Origin of the sequence: Halomonas elongata DSM 2581 (assembly GCF_000196875.2) — a bacterium.
Taxonomy (GTDB): Bacteria; Pseudomonadota; Gammaproteobacteria; order Pseudomonadales; family Halomonadaceae; genus Halomonas; species Halomonas elongata.
Window position 1 is genome coordinate 1,536,937 of record NC_014532.2, and the last position, 14,808, is coordinate 1,551,744.

The following is a 14,808-nucleotide window of genomic DNA, read 5'->3' on the forward strand; positions in this document are numbered from 1 at the left end:
CAATGTCGGGGTATCGTCCCCATTCCCTTGGTATTCACCCGAATCGTTTGAGGAACGTCTGCGATGCAGCAGAACGCTGAACAGACCTTGAGTCTGCCCCTTTTGCCGCTGCGGGACGTGGTCGTCTACCCGCAGATGGTCATTCCGCTGTTCGTCGGCCGGGAAAAGTCGATCCAGGCGCTGGAAACGGCGATGGAGGCCGACAAGCGCGTGCTGCTGGTGGCGCAGCGCGAGGCCAGCAAGGACGATCCGGACAACGAGGACCTCTTTTCCATCGGCACCGTGGCCGAGATCATGCAGCTGCTCAAGCTGCCCGACGGCACCGTCAAGGTGCTGATCGAGGGGGAATCCCGGGCCGACATCCGCGACATTCAGGCCGTCGACGGGGGCTACAGCCGGGCCGAAGTGGTGCTGCGCGAGAGCGAGCCCCTGACCGAGCGCGAGCAGGATTCCCTCGTCCGCGTGCTGCTGAATCAGTTCGAGCAGTACGTCAAGATGTCGAAGAAGGTGCCCAACGAGGTACTGAATTCGCTGTCCGGTATCGAGGATCCGAGTCGGCTGGTCGATACCATCTGTGCCCATCTGTCGCTGAAGATCGACGACAAGCAGCAATTGCTGGAGATGGATCGGGTGCGCGACCGAGTCGAGCACCTGATGGCGCTGATCGAATCCGAGATCGATCTGCTCCAGGTTGAGAAGCGCATCCGCTCGCGGGTCAAGGACCAGATGGAGAAGTCCCAGCGCGAGTACTATCTCAACGAGCAGATGAAGGCCATCCAGAAGGAGATGGGCGAGCTCGAGAACGTGCCCAACGAGGCCGACAAGTACGAGCAGGCCATCGAGGAATCCGGCATGCCCAAGGAGGCAGCGGAGAAGGCCCGGCAGGAGCTCGGCAAGTTGCGCATGATGTCGCCATCCTCCGCCGAGGCTTCGGTGGTGCGCTCCTACCTTGACTGGCTGACCTCGGTGCCCTGGAAGAAGCGGACCCGGGTGCGCCACGATATCCAGCACGCCCAGAAAGTTCTGGACGAGGATCACCACGGGCTGGAAGAGGTCAAGGAACGCATCCTCGAATACCTGGCCGTGCAGAAGCGGGTCAAGAAGCTCAAGGGGCCCGTGCTGTGCCTGGTCGGCCCGCCCGGGGTGGGCAAGACCTCGCTGGGTCAGTCGATCGCCCGTGCGACCAACCGCAAGTACGTGCGTCTGGCACTCGGTGGCGTACGTGACGAGTCCGAGATTCGTGGCCACCGCCGGACCTACATCGGCTCGCTGCCGGGCAAGATGGTGCAGCGCATGAGCAAGGCGGGGGTCAAGAACCCGCTGTTCCTGCTCGACGAGGTCGATAAGGTCGGCATGGATCATCGCGGTGACCCCGCCTCGGCGCTGCTCGAGGTGCTCGATCCCGAGCAGAACGACAAGTTCAGCGATCATTACCTCGAGCTGGATTACGATCTCTCGGAGACGTTGTTCATCTGTACCGCCAACTCGATGAACATCCCCGGCCCGCTGCTCGATCGGATGGAAGTGATCCGCCTGCCGGGTTACACCGAGGACGAGAAACAGGCCATCGCGCGGCGCTACCTGGTGCCCAAGCAGCTCAAGGCCAATGGCTTCAAGGAGGGCGAGCTGGCCTTTTCCGACGAGGCCCTGCTGGAGCTGATCCGCTACTATAGTCGGGAAGCCGGTGTGCGCGAGCTCGAGCGCCAGATCGCCAAGGTCTGCCGCAAGGTGCTTCGTCAGCGTCTCGAGCAGGAAGGCAAGGAGGGCGCCCAGGCCCCCGACCATTTGTCGGCGGCGGATATTGAGGCCTATGCCGGCGTGCGTCGCTATAGTTATGGTCTGGCCGACCAGGAAGATCAGGTTGGCCGGGTGACGGGCCTGGCCTGGACTTCCGTGGGCGGCGAGCTGCTCAATATCGAATCGGTGGTCACGCCGGGCAAGGGGCGGCTCGACAAGACCGGGTCGCTGGGCGATGTGATGAAGGAGTCGGTCAGTGCTGCCCAGACGGTGGTGCGGGCTCGGGCAATATCGCTTGGTGTCGACCCGGAACGCTTCGAGAAGGAAGACCTGCACATCCACGTTCCCGAGGGAGCCACGCCCAAGGATGGACCGAGTGCCGGGATCGCCATGGTAACCGCCATGATTTCGGCCTACACTGGTCGACCCGTGCGTTGTGACGTCGCGATGACTGGCGAGGTCAATCTGCGCGGTGAAGTGTTGCCAATCGGCGGTCTCAAGGAGAAATTGCTGGCGGCCAGACGGGGTGGTATAAAGACGGTGCTTATCCCGGAGGAGAACCGCCGCGATCTGAAAGAGGTTCCTGATAACATCAAGGATGCTCTGGATATCCGCCCTGTTCGCTGGATTGATGAGGTTCTCGATGTCGCTTTAACCGAAAAAGTGAGTTCGGATAAAGAGGAAACGAGAGCGGAGGAAACGGCCTCTTCTCACTCGATGATCAGTACGCACTGACGTTTTTTTCGCCATCATGCCGAGGCGAAAACCCCGGCATGATGGGGATTATCAGGGATGGTCGCTTGACATGCCTTTCATCGCATTGCTATAAATTAACGCTATGCTGTGATCGCGTCATTCAGCCGTAAGTCTCGCCGATTAGAGCCAATTTACGAAATAGTCAAGGGGTGAAGTGTGAATAAATCCGAGCTGATCGAAGCCATTGCCGCGTCTGCCGATATTCCCAAAGCCGCTGCCTCGCGCGCGCTGGATGCCATGGTGGACGCCGTGGCCGATAGCCTGAAGAAGGGTGATAGCGTGTCCCTGGTGGGTTTCGGTACCTTCACCGTTAAGGAGCGTGCGGCGCGCACCGGTCGTAACCCGCAGACAGGTGAGCCGATCCAGATCAGCGCTGCCAAGGTGCCGAGCTTCAAGGCCGGCAAGGCGCTGAAGGATTCCGTCAACTAAGTTGCCGCGTATCGTCGACCAGCGTTGACATCGGGTCCCATAAAGGCGCATCGCTTCGCGGTGCGCCTGTTTTGTTTCTGATCCCCGGCCCGGGCCATGGGGAAGCCGGCCACCTCGCTTACCGAGGGTCGCCAGACCCTCGAGGATGCGTATAATGTGGCGCGTTCCGACACTCTTCATTCAGCAGAGGCCTGCATGCTGCAAAGTATTCGTGATCGCTCCGCGAGCTGGGGCGCCAAGATCATCATCGGTGCCGTGGTGGTGGCCATGGCACTGTTCGGCGCGGAGTCGCTGGTCGGATTGCTGGGGGGCAATGACGGGGACAGTGTCGCCAAGGTCAATGGCGAGTCGATCCCGCGCCAGCAACTGGAGCTCGAGGTTCAGCGTGCCATTCGCAGCGGCCAGGTGCCTCCCGAGCAGGAGCGCGAGCTGCGCAGCCAGATGCTCGACAGCCTGATCTCCGAGCGCCTGCTGACCCAATATGCCGAAGAGGGCGGGCTGCATCTCTCGGAGAGCCAGATCGATCAGTTGATCGTCAATCTGCCCGAGTTCCAGGACCAGGACGGCAAGTTCTCCCGGGAGCTGTTCCGCAACCGTCTCTCCAGCGCCGGTTTCACGCCGCTGGCGTTCCGCGATCAGTTGCGCGCGGACATGAAGCGACGGCAGCTCCAACAGGGCCTGGCGGTCAGCGAATTCAGCCTGGAGAGCGAAGAGCGGCGGCTGGCCGCCCTGCAGCGCCAGACTCGCAGCTTCCGTCATCATGCCCTGACCGTCGATGACCTGGAGAGCCGTCCCGAGGCCAGCGAGCAGGAACTCCAGGCGTATTACGAGGCACATGCCGACGACTACCAGCGCCCGGAACAGGTCAAGCTGGCCTATGTCGTGCTCGATCGCGAGCAGATGGCCGAGCAGGCGGATGTCAGCGAACAAGACTTGCGCGATGCCTGGAATGCCGAAGCCGCCGAAGCCGATCGCCGTGTATCGCACATCATGGTCAGGTTCGGAGACCAGCGGACCCGGCAAGAGGCCGAGGCGCGACTCGAGGAAGTGCGTCAGCGTCTCGCCGACGGAGCGTCATTCGCCGACCTGGCCGCCGAGTACTCCGACGATACGTCGACCAGTGACGAAGGGGGCGACCTGGGCGTCATCAGTCGTGGCTTCTTCGGTGAGGCCTTCGACGAGGCGGCGTTCTCCCTGGGAGAGGGGCAGGTATCGGACATCGTCGAGACCGACAACGGCCTGCACCTGATCAAGGTGACCGAGCTGGATCGGCCTTCCTTCGAGGAATCGCGCGATCGCCTGGCGCGTCAGGTCGCCCGGAAGCAGGTGTCGACCGCCTTCGATGACCGCGCCCAGCGTTTGATCGATGAGAGCTTCGCGGCCGAGGATCTGCAGAGCGTGGCCGAGGAGCTGAATCTCGAGCGGAAGACCACCGATTGGGTCAGTCGCCAGAACGTCTCGGGTGTTCTGGCCGAGCCGGGCGTGATGCGTCAGGCCTTCACCCCGGATGTGCTCGAGGAGGGCTTCAACAGCGAGGTCATCGAGCTCGACGAGGATCGCCGCATGGTGCTGCGCGTGCTCGACCACCGTGAAGCCACGACCCTGCCGCTCGAGGAAGTGCGCTCGCAGGTGGTCGAGGCCGTTCAGGCGCAGAAGACTCGCGAAGCGCTGGAGAACGAGGCGGACAGGCTGATCGAGGCCCTGCGGTCCGGTGAGACGCCGGCGATCGACTGGCAGCGCACCGAAGGCCTGAGTCGCCAGGACGACACCGATCTCGCCCAACCGGTGGTAGATGCTGCCTTCCGCTTGCCACACCCCGAGGCCGACGAGACCGTCTACGGCCGTGCGATCGATGGGCAGCGTGTGGTGCTGATCGCCCTGGACGAAGTGGCAGAAGGCCAGGTCGACGAGCAGAGCGAGGCCTTCGTGGCACGCATGGCGCAGCAGCTGCGCTCCCAGGCGGCCGTCAATGGCCTGCTTGGATTCCTGCGCGAGCAGGCGGAAATCAAGCGGTTCTGATCGACTGAGTCGATCGTGAAGAAAGGGGCTGCGGCCCCTTTTTTCATGGGCGCTTGCTGGGGCGGGCCTTGTTCGATCGATCTTTTTTATACCGTTATCTATTTTCAGGGCCCCATTTACTCGCGCCATTATCCGGATGTCGTCATGCAGAGATGTCATCATGCAGGGGAGAATGGAGAGAAGACGAATGGCGAGACGCTGGAAAGGAGTTGTGTGGTGAGCCAGGCGACACTGTCATCGGTGCCCGTCCATGTGATCACCGGCTTTCTCGGGGCCGGCAAGAGTTCGCTGATCCAACACCTGCTGGCTCACAAGCCGGCGGGTGAACGCTGGGCCGTGGTCATCAACGAGTTCGGGCGTGTCGGGATCGACCAGACGATGTTCGAGGCGCATGACGACCTGATCATCGAGTCGTTGCCCGGTGGCTGCCTGTGTTGTCAGCAAGCCGTGGTGCTGCGTGCGTCGCTTGTCAGGTTGTTGCGTCGCCATCGTCCGGATCGTCTGATCATCGAGCCTTCGGGGCTGGGGCATCCAGCGGGCCTGCTGGATCTGTTGCGAGGCGAGGGCTTCGCCGACGCGCTCGATATCCGTGGCGTGGTGGCCGTGCTGGATCCGCGACGACTGGACGATACGCGGGCCATGGCCCATGAAACCTTCCTCGATCAACTGCGCATGGCCGATGCGGTGGCGTTGACCATGACCGATTTTGCCACCACCCGGCAGGTGGAGGCGGCGCGACGCTGGCTCGAAGGGTTCTGGCCGTCGCGCCGCTGGATACGTGAAGCGCCATATGGACGACTGCCGAGCGAACTGCTGCTCTCGGCCGAGCCCGGTGTCGGCGAGACGGTGGCGATGCCGGCCTCGCATCATCGACACCACGCCGAAACGACGCACCAGGGGGCCCCAACCGAACCGAGGCCGGGGATCCCGGTGCCCGAGCGGGGCGAAGCCCTGGGGTGTGCCAGCCTGGGCTGGCGTTGGCATCCCCGGGACCGTTTCGAACTTCACGCCCTGGAAACACGGTTGGCATCCCTGCCGGCGGCACTAAGGGTCAAGGGCGTGTTTCATACCGACCGGGGCTGGCTGTTCTACAACCGGGTGGCGGGAAGTGGGGACAGCGCCGAGATTCGCCCGAGCGTCTGGCGGCATGACTCGCGCCTGGAATTGCTTGGCGAGCCGGGCATCATGCCCGATGCCGAGAGCCTGGAAGCATCCCTGGCTGACTGTCTCGAGGCGCGACGGTGACGCACACGTCGTTGTCGTCGTGATGGATGTGTTTCTACCGGCTCGTTCCTAGGCTACGAGTCAAGAGGCGGCTCGGTGGAAAAATTCCGCGACTGGGCAGGATGTCACTATGTATCGAGTGCGACGTTGGGCGGTACGTCACGCCCGCGCCTTCGAGCTTCTCTATGCGGGGCTCGAGGTCATGCTTCAGCGCTCGGCGCCACTGCTGGAGCGGATCGGCTATGCGCGGCTCGAGGCGCCGGTGGCGCGGCTCGAGCGGGCCATCAAGGGGCTGCTGTTCGATTGTCAGATGTGCGGCCACTGCGTGCTCAGCTCGACCGGCATGTCGTGCCCCATGAACTGTCCCAAGCGGCTGCGTAACGGACCCTGCGGCGGGGTGCGCGAAGACGGCGGCTGCGAGGTCAAGCCGGAGATGCGCTGCGTATGGCTGGATGCCTGGGAGGGCAGTCAGCGCATGAAGCATGGCGATCGTATTCATGTCGTGCAGCTTCCCGTGGATGCGTCCCTGGAAGGTACGTCTTCCTGGTTGCGGGTGGCACGTGGCGAGCATGACGCAGGAGGCGGCAATGAAGTTCGATGACGAGCCGGTTCCCGGCTATTCACTCCCCGTGCTGCCGGGGCATGTGTCGCCCGGCCGGCTCGAGCGGGTTCTGAGGGCCGGACGTTTCGCCGTGACCACCGAGATCGACCCTCCGGATTCCGCGGATCCGGCGGAAGTCCTGCGGCGTGCCGCAATCTTCGATGGCTATGTCGATGCCATCAATGCCACCGACGGCTCCGGGGCCAACTGCCATATGTCGAGCGTCGGCGTCTGTTCGCTGCTGACGCGGGTCGGCTATGCGACCATCCTGCAGATGTCCTGCCGCGATCGGAATCGGATTGCCATGCAGGGCGAGATTCTCGGGGCGGCGGCCATGGGTGCCTGCAACCTGCTGTGCCTGACCGGCGATGGTGTTCAGGCCGGCGATCATCCCCATGCCCGACCGGTCTTCGATCTCGATTCACTGTCGTTGCTCGAGATGGCGCGCCGCATGCGCGACGAGTCCTGCTTCGAGAGTGGTCGCCCGATCGATTCGCCACCCCGAATGTTCCTGGGAGCGGCGGCCAATCCCTTCGTGCCGCCCCGGGCCTGGCGAGCCCAGCGTCTGGCCAAGAAGGTGGCGGCCGGCGCGCGTTTCATCCAGACCCAGTATTGCTTCGATACCGCTGTCCTACGGGATTTCATGGCCGAAATCGCCGACCTCGGCCTGCTGGAAGGGCCGGATCGTATCCATGTGCTGGTCGGTATGGGGCCTCTGCCTTCGGCGCGCAGTGCGCGCTGGGTACGCGACAATGTTCCCGGAATCCATATTCCGGATAGCGTGATCAAGCGCCTCGAAGGCGCCCAGAATCAACGTGAGGAGGGCGCGCGCCTGTGTCGGGACATCCTGCAGGAGGTGCGCGAGATCGAAGGGGTCAGCGGCGCCCATATCATGGCTTACCGGCAGGAGGCCACGGTGGCGCGGATCATCGAGGAGACCGGTGTACTCGAAGGGCGGGTGCCCTGGTACCCCGGGCGTGACGATCCAACTGAACTCAATCCGGAAGCGCCGGACGCGGCCGGGGATCTGCCGGCCGCGGCATCGAGCTGAGCGTCAGCTCGACAGGTCGAGGCGCCGCAGTTCCAGGTCGTGCCCCGGCGCGGCCTCGATTTCCCAGCCGATGCCCGGTTGCCAGTCGCCCAGCACGAAGCGGCGGGCGGCGTGTCCGTCGACTTCGAGGTCGTGCACGGCCGGGCGGTGGGTGTGGCCATGGATCATCGTGGTCACGCCATGCTCGTGCATGGCTTTGACGACTTCGTCCGGCGTCACATCCATGATGTCCTCGGCCTTGTTGGAGTTGGCCTCACCGGAACGCTCGCGTAGCTGACGGGCCAGTTCGAGGCGCTCGGGAATCGGCATGGCGAGAATCTGTTCCTGCCACACCGGGTCGCGTGACTGGGCGCGGAAGGCCATGTAGGCCTCGTCGCGGGTGCACAGGCTGTCGCCATGCATCAGCAGGACCCGCTCGTCGCCCAGGGTCACCAGGCTCGGGTCGGGCAGCAGGGTGGCGCCGGCTTGTCGGGCGAAGCGTTCGCCGAGCAGGAAGTCGCGATTGCCATGCATCAGGTAGAGACGAGTGCCGGCATCGGCGAGCGACCTGAGTGCCGCGGCCACGCGGCCAGCCAGGGCGGCCGTGCCGGTCGGGTCGGCGTCGCCGAGATCCAGCAGGTCATCGCCGATCCAGGCCTCGAAGAAGTCGCCCAGGATGTAGAGGGCATCGGCACCGCGGGCGCGCTCGTCGAGCCAGCGCAGAAAGCCTTCGGTGACCGCCGGAGCGCCGGGATGCAGGTGCAGGTCGGAAATCAGCAGGGTGGCCATGTCGTGTTCCGTGGACGGGTGCGAAGACACCGCGCCCGCCGAAGCGGGCGCGGGACAGCCTGAGCAGTGGTTCAGTCAGCGGCTTCCTGCAGGCGTGCGCTCTGGATGATGACATCCTCGGCGGGCACATCGGCATGCATGCCGCGGCGCGTGGTCTTGACCGACTTGATGCGCTCGACCACGTCCATGCCTTCGACCACTTCGCCAAAGACGCAATAGCCCCAGCCTTGCAGGTTCTTGCCACGGTGGTTGAGGAAGTCGTTGTCGGCGATGTTGATGAAGAACTGGGCGGTGGCCGAATGCGGATCCTGGGTGCGTGCCATGGCCAGGGTGCCGACGCGATTTTCCAGGCCGTTGTCGGCCTCGTTCTCGATCGGCTCATGGGTCGGCTTCTGGTTGAAGTCCAGGTCGAAACCGCCGCCCTGGACCATGAAACCGTCGATCACCCGATGGAAAAGGGTGTTGTCGTAGAAGCCTTCGCGCACGTAGCGTTCGAAGTTGGCCGCCGTCTTCGGGGCCTTGTCGTGATTCAGGGCGATGACGATATCGCCGAAGTTGGTTTGCAGCGTGATCATGACGATTTCCTGTCTTCTGGGCAGACGCCTTGGCGCCGTGCATGGGCGTGGCGCTATAATAGCGGTTTTGCGTCGATGCGCGAAGCCGGCAGGCCCGGCAACGCCCGACAGGCCCGCGTTCAACCAGAGGTTGCCCAATCAACATGACCGAGACCACCAGCGCGCCGAACTTCATTCGCAACCAGATCCGCGAGGAACTCGAGGCCGGCCGGCACGACAAGATCGTCACCCGGTTCCCGCCGCATCCCAACGGTTTCCTGCATATCGGCCACGCCAAGTCGATCTGTCTGAACTTCGGGCTCGCCGAGCAGTTCGGTGGCGACTGTAACCTGCGCTTCGACGACACCAACCCGGAGAAGGAAGAGCAGGCCTACATCGATGCCATCAAGGAGGACGTGAACTGGCTGGGCTTCGAGTGGGCCGGCGAGGTGCGTTTCGCATCCGACTACTTCGATCAGCTGTATGCCTGGGCCCAGCACCTGGTGCGTGACGGCAAGGCCTATGTCGACGACCTGTCGCCCGACGAGATCCGCGAATACCGCGGTACCCTCACCGAGCCGGGCCGACCCAGCCCGTACCGGGAGCGTGGCGTCGAGGAGAACCTCGATCTGCTCGAGCGCATGCGCGTCGGTGAGTTCGCCGAGGGCGAAAAGGTGTTGCGAGCCAAGATCGACATGGCCTCGCCCAATATCAACCTGCGCGATCCGATCCTCTATCGCATCCGGCACGCCAGTCATCATCAGACCGGCGACAAGTGGAAGATCTACCCGTCCTACGACTTCACGCACGGCCAGTCGGATGCCCTGGAAGGGGTGACGCATTCCCTCTGCTCGCTGGAATTCGAGGATCATCGGCCGCTGTACGACTGGTTCCTCGAAAACCTGCCGGTGCCATCCCGACCGAGGCAGATCGAGTTCGCCCGTCTCAATCTCAATTACACCCTGACCTCCAAGCGCAAGCTCAAGCTGCTGGTCGATCAGGGCTATGTCGATGGCTGGGACGATCCGCGCCTGCCGACCATCTCGGGCATGCGCCGCCGCGGCTACACGCCGGCCTCGATTCGCAAGTTCTGCGAAATGATCGGTGTGACGCGTGCCGACGGCGGGCTGGTGGACATCGCCATGCTCTATCACGCGATCCGTTCGGACCTCGAGGACAACGCGCCGCGTGCCATGTGCGTGCTCAAGCCGCTCAAGGTGGTGTTGGCCAATGTGCCCGAGGATCACGAGGAAGTGTACGAGGTGGCCGGTCATCCCGCCCGGGACGACATGCCGGTGCGTCGTGTGCCCTTCACCCGCGAGATCTACATCGACCGCGACGACTTCATGGAAGATCCGCCCAAGAAGTTCTTCCGTCTGGCGCCGGGCAAGGAGGTTCGCCTGCGCAACAGCTACGTGATTCGTTGCGACGAGGTCATCAAGGACGACGAGGGCGAAGTGACGGAGCTGCGCTGCTCGGTGGACTTCGACACGCTCGGCAAGAACCCCGAGGACCGCAAGGTCAAGGGCGTGCTGCACTGGGTCAGTGCCACGCACGGCGTGCCTCTGGAGGTTCGGCTCTACGACAACCTGTTCCAGGTCGAGCAGCCGGACAAGGATCGGGATGCCGATTTCCTCGAGCATCTGAATCCCGAGTCGCTGGTCACCGTGCAAGGCTTCGGCGAACCGAGCCTGGCGGCGGCCGAGCCGGAGAGTCGCTACCAGTTCGAGCGGGTGGGGTATTTCTGCGCCGACCGCTACGCCAGTCGCCCCGACCACCTGGTGTTCAACCGCACCGTGGGCCTCAAGGACTCCTGGGCGAAGATCAAGAAGAAGGGCTGACATGCAGATCTACAACACCCTGACGCGGCGCAAGGAAACCTTCACGCCCATCGATCCCGGGCGGGTTCGCATGTACGTCTGCGGCATGACCGTCTACGACTACTGCCACCTGGGCCATGCCCGGGTGATGGTGGCCTTCGACGTCATCACCCGTTACCTGCGGGCGCGGGGCTATGACGTCACCTATGTGCGCAACATCACCGACATCGACGACAAGATCCTCAAGCGGGCTGAGGAAAACGGCGAAACCATTGCCTCGCTCACCGACCGCATGATCGATGCCATGCACGAGGATGAAGGGCGACTCGGCGTGCTTCGGCCCGATGCCGAACCTCGTGCCACCCAGCATGTCGACGAGATCGTCACCATGATCCAGACGCTCATCGACAAGGGATATGCCTACGCGGCGAGCAATGGTGACGTCTATTATCGGGTGCGCAAGTTCGCCGATTACGGCAAGCTCAACAACCGCGATCCCGACGACATGCGTGCCGGGGCCCGGGTCGACGTGGAAGAGCTCAAGGAGGATCCCCTCGACTTCGTGCTCTGGAAGGCCGCCAAGCCCGGCGAGGCGGACTGGCTCTCGCCCTGGGGGCCAGGGCGGCCGGGTTGGCACATCGAGTGCTCGGCGATGTCCACCTGCTGCCTGGGCGAGACCTTCGACATTCATGGCGGTGGTCCCGACCTGACCTTCCCGCATCACGAGAACGAGATCGCCCAGAGCGAGGCGGCCACCGGCAAGCAGTACGTGAATACCTGGATGCACGCCGGCGCGGTGCGGGTACAGCACGAGAAGATGTCCAAGTCGCTGGGCAACTTCTTCACCATCCGCGAGGTGCTCGAGCATCACGACCCCGAAGTGGTGCGCTACCTGCTGGTGGCCAGCCACTATCGCAGCCCGATCAATTACGCTCCGGACTCCCTGGCCGACGCACGCAAGTCACTGGAGCGCTTCTACAATGCCCTCGATGGGGTGGCATTGGAGGGCGTGGAAACGCCGGGTGAGGTGGATCCGAGTTTCGACCGGCGCTTCATCGAGGCCATGGACGACGACTTCAATACCGCCGGGGCGATCTCGGTGCTCTTCGACCTGGCTCGAGAGCTCAACCGGGCGCGCAAGGAAGCGCCGGAACAGGCCCCGGCACTGGCTGCCGAGCTCAAGCGGCTGGGGGGCGTGCTCGGCCTGCTGCAGCAGGAACCGGCCGTCTTCCTCAAGGGGGGAGCCGGCGAGCTGCCGTTGTCCGAGGCCGAAATCGAGGCACGTATCAGCGAACGCGCCGAGGCCAAGCAGGCACGCGATTTCGCCCGTGCCGATGCCATCCGTGACGAGCTGGCCGCGCTCGGCATCGTGCTCAAGGATAGCCGCGAAGGCACCAGTTGGGTGTTCGAAGCGCCCGGCGACTGATCCCGGTGGCATTTCCTGCCCGCGTCCGGCGGGCTGAAACGGCGGAGGGCCATGTTCCTCCGCCGTCTTTCGTCAGGGGATCGCCGAAGGCAGCGAGCCTACTCCTGGCATCGACGCATGCCGTGACCGATGAATCACTCCTCTCGATCCTTCGCCCCTGCGTCGACGGCGGACATGGCTTCGTCCAGGCTCTTGGCCACGACACTCCATGGCAGTGGCGATCCGGCGAGATGGCAGTGGTAGAGCGCATCGTCATCGATTTCGGTGCGATGGATGGCGTTGCCCCGATCGTCCTGCCACCAGTCGGCGTGAACATGCTGCCAGCGAGGGGCGAGCGGCGTTCCGATGTTCATGGGGACCTCTCTTCTTCGGCTACCCGTGCTGGACGAGCGCTCAGGGGGCTTTCCAGATCTGCAGGAGGGGCTCTTCCAGCCCATGCCAGCGCGAGTAGAAATCGATCCTGCGCTTGGCATTGGCCAGATCCACCGGCCCCAGGTCTTCGTGGGGGGCGTGGGAGAGGCAGCCGACTTTCACCTTGTCCTGGGTCCGAGGGCGTATCCGGGAGAGCGGTTCGATGCGTGCGGCACGACGCATCGGGCGTGCCCTGGGGAACGAGCGTTTCTCAAAGGGGGTATGGGTCAACAGCAATACCGGGTTCATATTGCATCCCTCCGAACGGCTTGGCGGTCAGCGACTCTCTGTCGCCGGTCAACAGGCCGAAAAGTGGGCATGCATCCGATGTTGCCTCGCCCGAATTCTCGGCCCTCGACTTCCAGCGTAGTATAAAAACGCTGTTTGCAAACGCTGTTCTTTAACTTTGCTGCGTGTAGCCGGCCAATGGCATGCCGCGATGGCGCTTATCATGCCGACGAGCGGGAGAGCGGGATATCCAGCAGCCGCGCGGCGGCGTCGAGACCGATGGCCTGGAGTTCGTGGATGTCGAAGCTCTCGGTGGACAGGGCGCCCTCGATCCACAGGCCGTCGATGAGGCCGTTGACGGCGATGGAGAGGCGCTGCAGTTCGGTATCGCTCGGTGAGTGGCCGTGTTCTTTCAGTGCCTCATGAATGAGGTCGCGGAAGGCGCGGGTCGTGCGGTCGTACCAGTGCCGGCGGATGTCGGCCATGGCGTTGTCGTGATGGGTGAGGGGCAGGAAGTTGGCCCACAGCAGCAGGCTGTCCGGGGTGACGATGGGCGGCGAGAGATTGGCCAGCAGGTAGCGTTCGAGACGTTCGCAAGCCGTCATGTCGTCGCCGTCGATGGTGCCGTGGGCCGCTTCGAAGAGGCGTTCCAGGAAGCGCCGATAGGCGGCCTGGAGGATGCCATCCTTGCTCTTGAAGTAGAAGCGGATCAGGCCGTTGGTGACGCCGGCATAGTCGGCGATATTGCGCACCGTGGCCGCGGAGATGCCCTCCCGCGCAATGCAGGTGAGGGTGGCGTCGATCAGGACGCTTTCGCGGTCGTTGCCGGCACGCCGGGTCGCCATGGCTCAGGCCTCGCGCAGGATCGGGTTGGTCAGGCAGGTGGGGCCGCCCTCGCAGGCCATGCACAGGGCATCACCGGCGAAGGTGCGCACACGAATGCCGTGTTGCTCCATCACCGCCCGGGTGCCGGGGAAGCCGTCGATCATCAGGCAGTCGCCGGGCGAGAGCGGCATGACGTTCAGGTTGAGGCCCAGGGAGTCGTGGAATTCGGCTTCGGGGGCCGCCACCAGGGTGATACCACGGGCCTTCATCAGGGTCCACAGGGCAGCCGGAATCAGTTTTGGGTGAACCAGGTAGAGGTCGTCGGTGAGCGGCGAGATGACCGACATCAGGTGCAGGCAGGCGGCCTCGCCGTCCCATACCGGCAGGTCGAAGCCCAGCACCTCGATGCCGTGCGGGCCGAGCAGTGCATTCAGTTGGCGTACGCCCTCGCGGTTGGAGCGGAAGCCCATGCCCACGACCAGGGTGCTGTCGTCGAGCCATAAGGTGTCTCCGCCCTCGATACAGGCGTCGCCGGTCAGGCGTCCGAGTACCGGAATGCCCGCTGCCTCGTAATGCCGCCCGTGCAGTTCGGGTTCCGCGGCGCGCAGTGGCTTGCCCATCTTGAACAGCACGGCGCCGGCACGCGTGATCATCGAGGCATCGCGAGTGAACATGGCATCCGAAAGGCCGTCGCCGTCGTCCTCGATCCAGACGATCTCCGCCCCGGAGCCCTGTACCAGTTCGGCGAAGGCATCGTACTGGGCGATCGCCTTGTCGGCATCGAAATGGTCGTTGTAATGCCATTCGGCAGGGTCGGCTTGCTTCAGGCTCGACCCGGGGCGGCGCATCAGTACGCGGGTCATGGGGGCGGCCATCGATTGGCATCCGTAGCGGGACATGGGCGAGCTCCATGGCTGATTGGGATCGTTGACTCGCATCTTATACAGATGCATAGTTTA

At 63.8% G+C, this 14,808-nt stretch carries 14 protein-coding genes; 8 read left to right on the forward strand and 6 right to left on the reverse strand.

The window, feature by feature from the left end:
- Positions 1-63: 63 nt before the first annotated feature.
- From lon to HELO_RS07415, 6 genes are all read left to right on the forward strand, one after another.
- A complete protein-coding gene (gene lon, locus HELO_RS07390; RefSeq protein ID WP_013332104.1) occupies positions 64-2,472 on the forward strand; it encodes an endopeptidase La in 2,409 nt (802 codons plus the stop codon).
- A gap of 177 nt (positions 2,473-2,649) precedes the next feature.
- Positions 2,650-2,922 carry an HU family DNA-binding protein gene (locus HELO_RS07395; RefSeq protein WP_013332105.1) on the forward strand — a complete coding sequence of 91 codons (273 nt, stop codon included), beginning with the start codon at positions 2,650-2,652 and terminating at the stop codon, positions 2,920-2,922.
- A gap of 195 nt (positions 2,923-3,117) precedes the next feature.
- Positions 3,118-4,941, forward strand: coding sequence for a SurA N-terminal domain-containing protein (locus HELO_RS07400; RefSeq protein WP_013332106.1), 1,824 nt, complete (start codon positions 3,118-3,120; stop codon positions 4,939-4,941).
- Positions 4,942-5,157: 216 nt separating this feature from the next.
- Positions 5,158-6,186, forward strand: a complete 1,029-nt coding sequence (locus HELO_RS07405; RefSeq protein WP_041601988.1) for a CobW family GTP-binding protein — start codon at positions 5,158-5,160, stop codon at positions 6,184-6,186.
- Between the two features lie 109 nt (positions 6,187-6,295).
- The gene (locus HELO_RS07410) at positions 6,296-6,766 is read left to right on the forward strand and encodes a methylenetetrahydrofolate reductase C-terminal domain-containing protein (protein WP_013332108.1); all 471 of its coding nucleotides are present in this window, start codon (positions 6,296-6,298) and stop codon (positions 6,764-6,766) included.
- Positions 6,753-7,817: a methylenetetrahydrofolate reductase gene (locus HELO_RS07415; protein WP_013332109.1), complete on the forward strand. Its 1,065-nt coding sequence runs from the start codon at positions 6,753-6,755 to the stop codon at positions 7,815-7,817. The genes HELO_RS07410 and HELO_RS07415 overlap by 14 nt, the downstream gene beginning before the upstream one ends.
- Before the next feature lie 3 nt (positions 7,818-7,820).
- On the opposite strand, the gene HELO_RS07420 is transcribed toward HELO_RS07415, so the two are convergent.
- Complete coding sequence (locus tag HELO_RS07420; RefSeq protein WP_013332110.1) at positions 7,821-8,585, reverse strand: UDP-2,3-diacylglucosamine diphosphatase; 765 nt, start codon at positions 8,583-8,585, stop codon at positions 7,821-7,823.
- A 71-nt stretch (positions 8,586-8,656) separates the two neighbouring features.
- Positions 8,657-9,160 (reverse strand): peptidylprolyl isomerase, encoded by a 504-nt coding sequence (locus HELO_RS07425; RefSeq protein ID WP_013332111.1) that lies wholly within the window; start codon positions 9,158-9,160, stop codon positions 8,657-8,659.
- Between the two features lie 143 nt (positions 9,161-9,303).
- Between HELO_RS07425 and HELO_RS07430 the strand changes: the two genes are divergently transcribed.
- Both HELO_RS07430 and cysS read left to right on the forward strand, forming a co-directional pair.
- Complete coding sequence (locus HELO_RS07430) at positions 9,304-10,980, forward strand: glutamine--tRNA ligase/YqeY domain fusion protein (RefSeq protein WP_013332112.1); 1,677 nt, start codon at positions 9,304-9,306, stop codon at positions 10,978-10,980.
- Between the two features lies 1 nt (position 10,981).
- Complete coding sequence (cysS, locus tag HELO_RS07435; RefSeq protein ID WP_013332113.1) at positions 10,982-12,385, forward strand: cysteine--tRNA ligase; 1,404 nt, start codon at positions 10,982-10,984, stop codon at positions 12,383-12,385.
- Between the two features lie 134 nt (positions 12,386-12,519).
- On the opposite strand, the gene HELO_RS07440 is transcribed toward cysS, so the two are convergent.
- From HELO_RS07440 to HELO_RS07455, 4 genes are all read right to left on the reverse strand, one after another.
- Positions 12,520-12,738, reverse strand: coding sequence for a hypothetical protein (locus HELO_RS07440; protein ID WP_041601989.1), 219 nt, complete (start codon positions 12,736-12,738; stop codon positions 12,520-12,522).
- 40 nt (positions 12,739-12,778) lie between these two features.
- Positions 12,779-13,045, reverse strand: a complete 267-nt coding sequence (locus tag HELO_RS07445; protein WP_013332114.1) for a hypothetical protein — start codon at positions 13,043-13,045, stop codon at positions 12,779-12,781.
- Between the two features lie 200 nt (positions 13,046-13,245).
- Entirely contained in the window at positions 13,246-13,869 is a 624-nt protein-coding gene (locus HELO_RS07450; protein WP_013332115.1) for a TetR/AcrR family transcriptional regulator, read from the reverse strand.
- Between the two features lie 3 nt (positions 13,870-13,872).
- The gene (locus HELO_RS07455; protein ID WP_013332116.1) at positions 13,873-14,748 is read right to left on the reverse strand and encodes a dimethylarginine dimethylaminohydrolase family protein; all 876 of its coding nucleotides are present in this window, start codon (positions 14,746-14,748) and stop codon (positions 13,873-13,875) included.
- Between the last annotated feature and the right edge of the window lie 60 nt (positions 14,749-14,808).

Coding starts and splice junctions, on each gene's coding strand:
- lon (WP_013332104.1), top strand. CDS start 64: ATGCAGCAGAACGCTGAACAGACCTTGAGTCTGCCCCTTTTGCCGCTG.
- HELO_RS07400 (WP_013332106.1), top strand. CDS start 3,118: ATGCTGCAAAGTATTCGTGATCGCTCCGCGAGCTGGGGCGCCAAGATC.
- HELO_RS07410 (WP_013332108.1), top strand. CDS start 6,296: ATGTATCGAGTGCGACGTTGGGCGGTACGTCACGCCCGCGCCTTCGAG.
- HELO_RS07415 (WP_013332109.1), top strand. CDS start 6,753: ATGAAGTTCGATGACGAGCCGGTTCCCGGCTATTCACTCCCCGTGCTG.
- HELO_RS07420 (WP_013332110.1), bottom strand. CDS start 8,585: ATGGCCACCCTGCTGATTTCCGACCTGCACCTGCATCCCGGCGCTCCG.
- HELO_RS07425 (WP_013332111.1), bottom strand. CDS start 9,160: ATGATCACGCTGCAAACCAACTTCGGCGATATCGTCATCGCCCTGAAT.
- HELO_RS07430 (WP_013332112.1), top strand. CDS start 9,304: ATGACCGAGACCACCAGCGCGCCGAACTTCATTCGCAACCAGATCCGC.
- cysS (WP_013332113.1), top strand. CDS start 10,982: ATGCAGATCTACAACACCCTGACGCGGCGCAAGGAAACCTTCACGCCC.
- HELO_RS07440 (WP_041601989.1), bottom strand. CDS start 12,738: ATGAACATCGGAACGCCGCTCGCCCCTCGCTGGCAGCATGTTCACGCC.
- HELO_RS07445 (WP_013332114.1), bottom strand. CDS start 13,045: ATGAACCCGGTATTGCTGTTGACCCATACCCCCTTTGAGAAACGCTCG.
- HELO_RS07450 (WP_013332115.1), bottom strand. CDS start 13,869: ATGGCGACCCGGCGTGCCGGCAACGACCGCGAAAGCGTCCTGATCGAC.
- HELO_RS07455 (WP_013332116.1), bottom strand. CDS start 14,748: ATGTCCCGCTACGGATGCCAATCGATGGCCGCCCCCATGACCCGCGTA.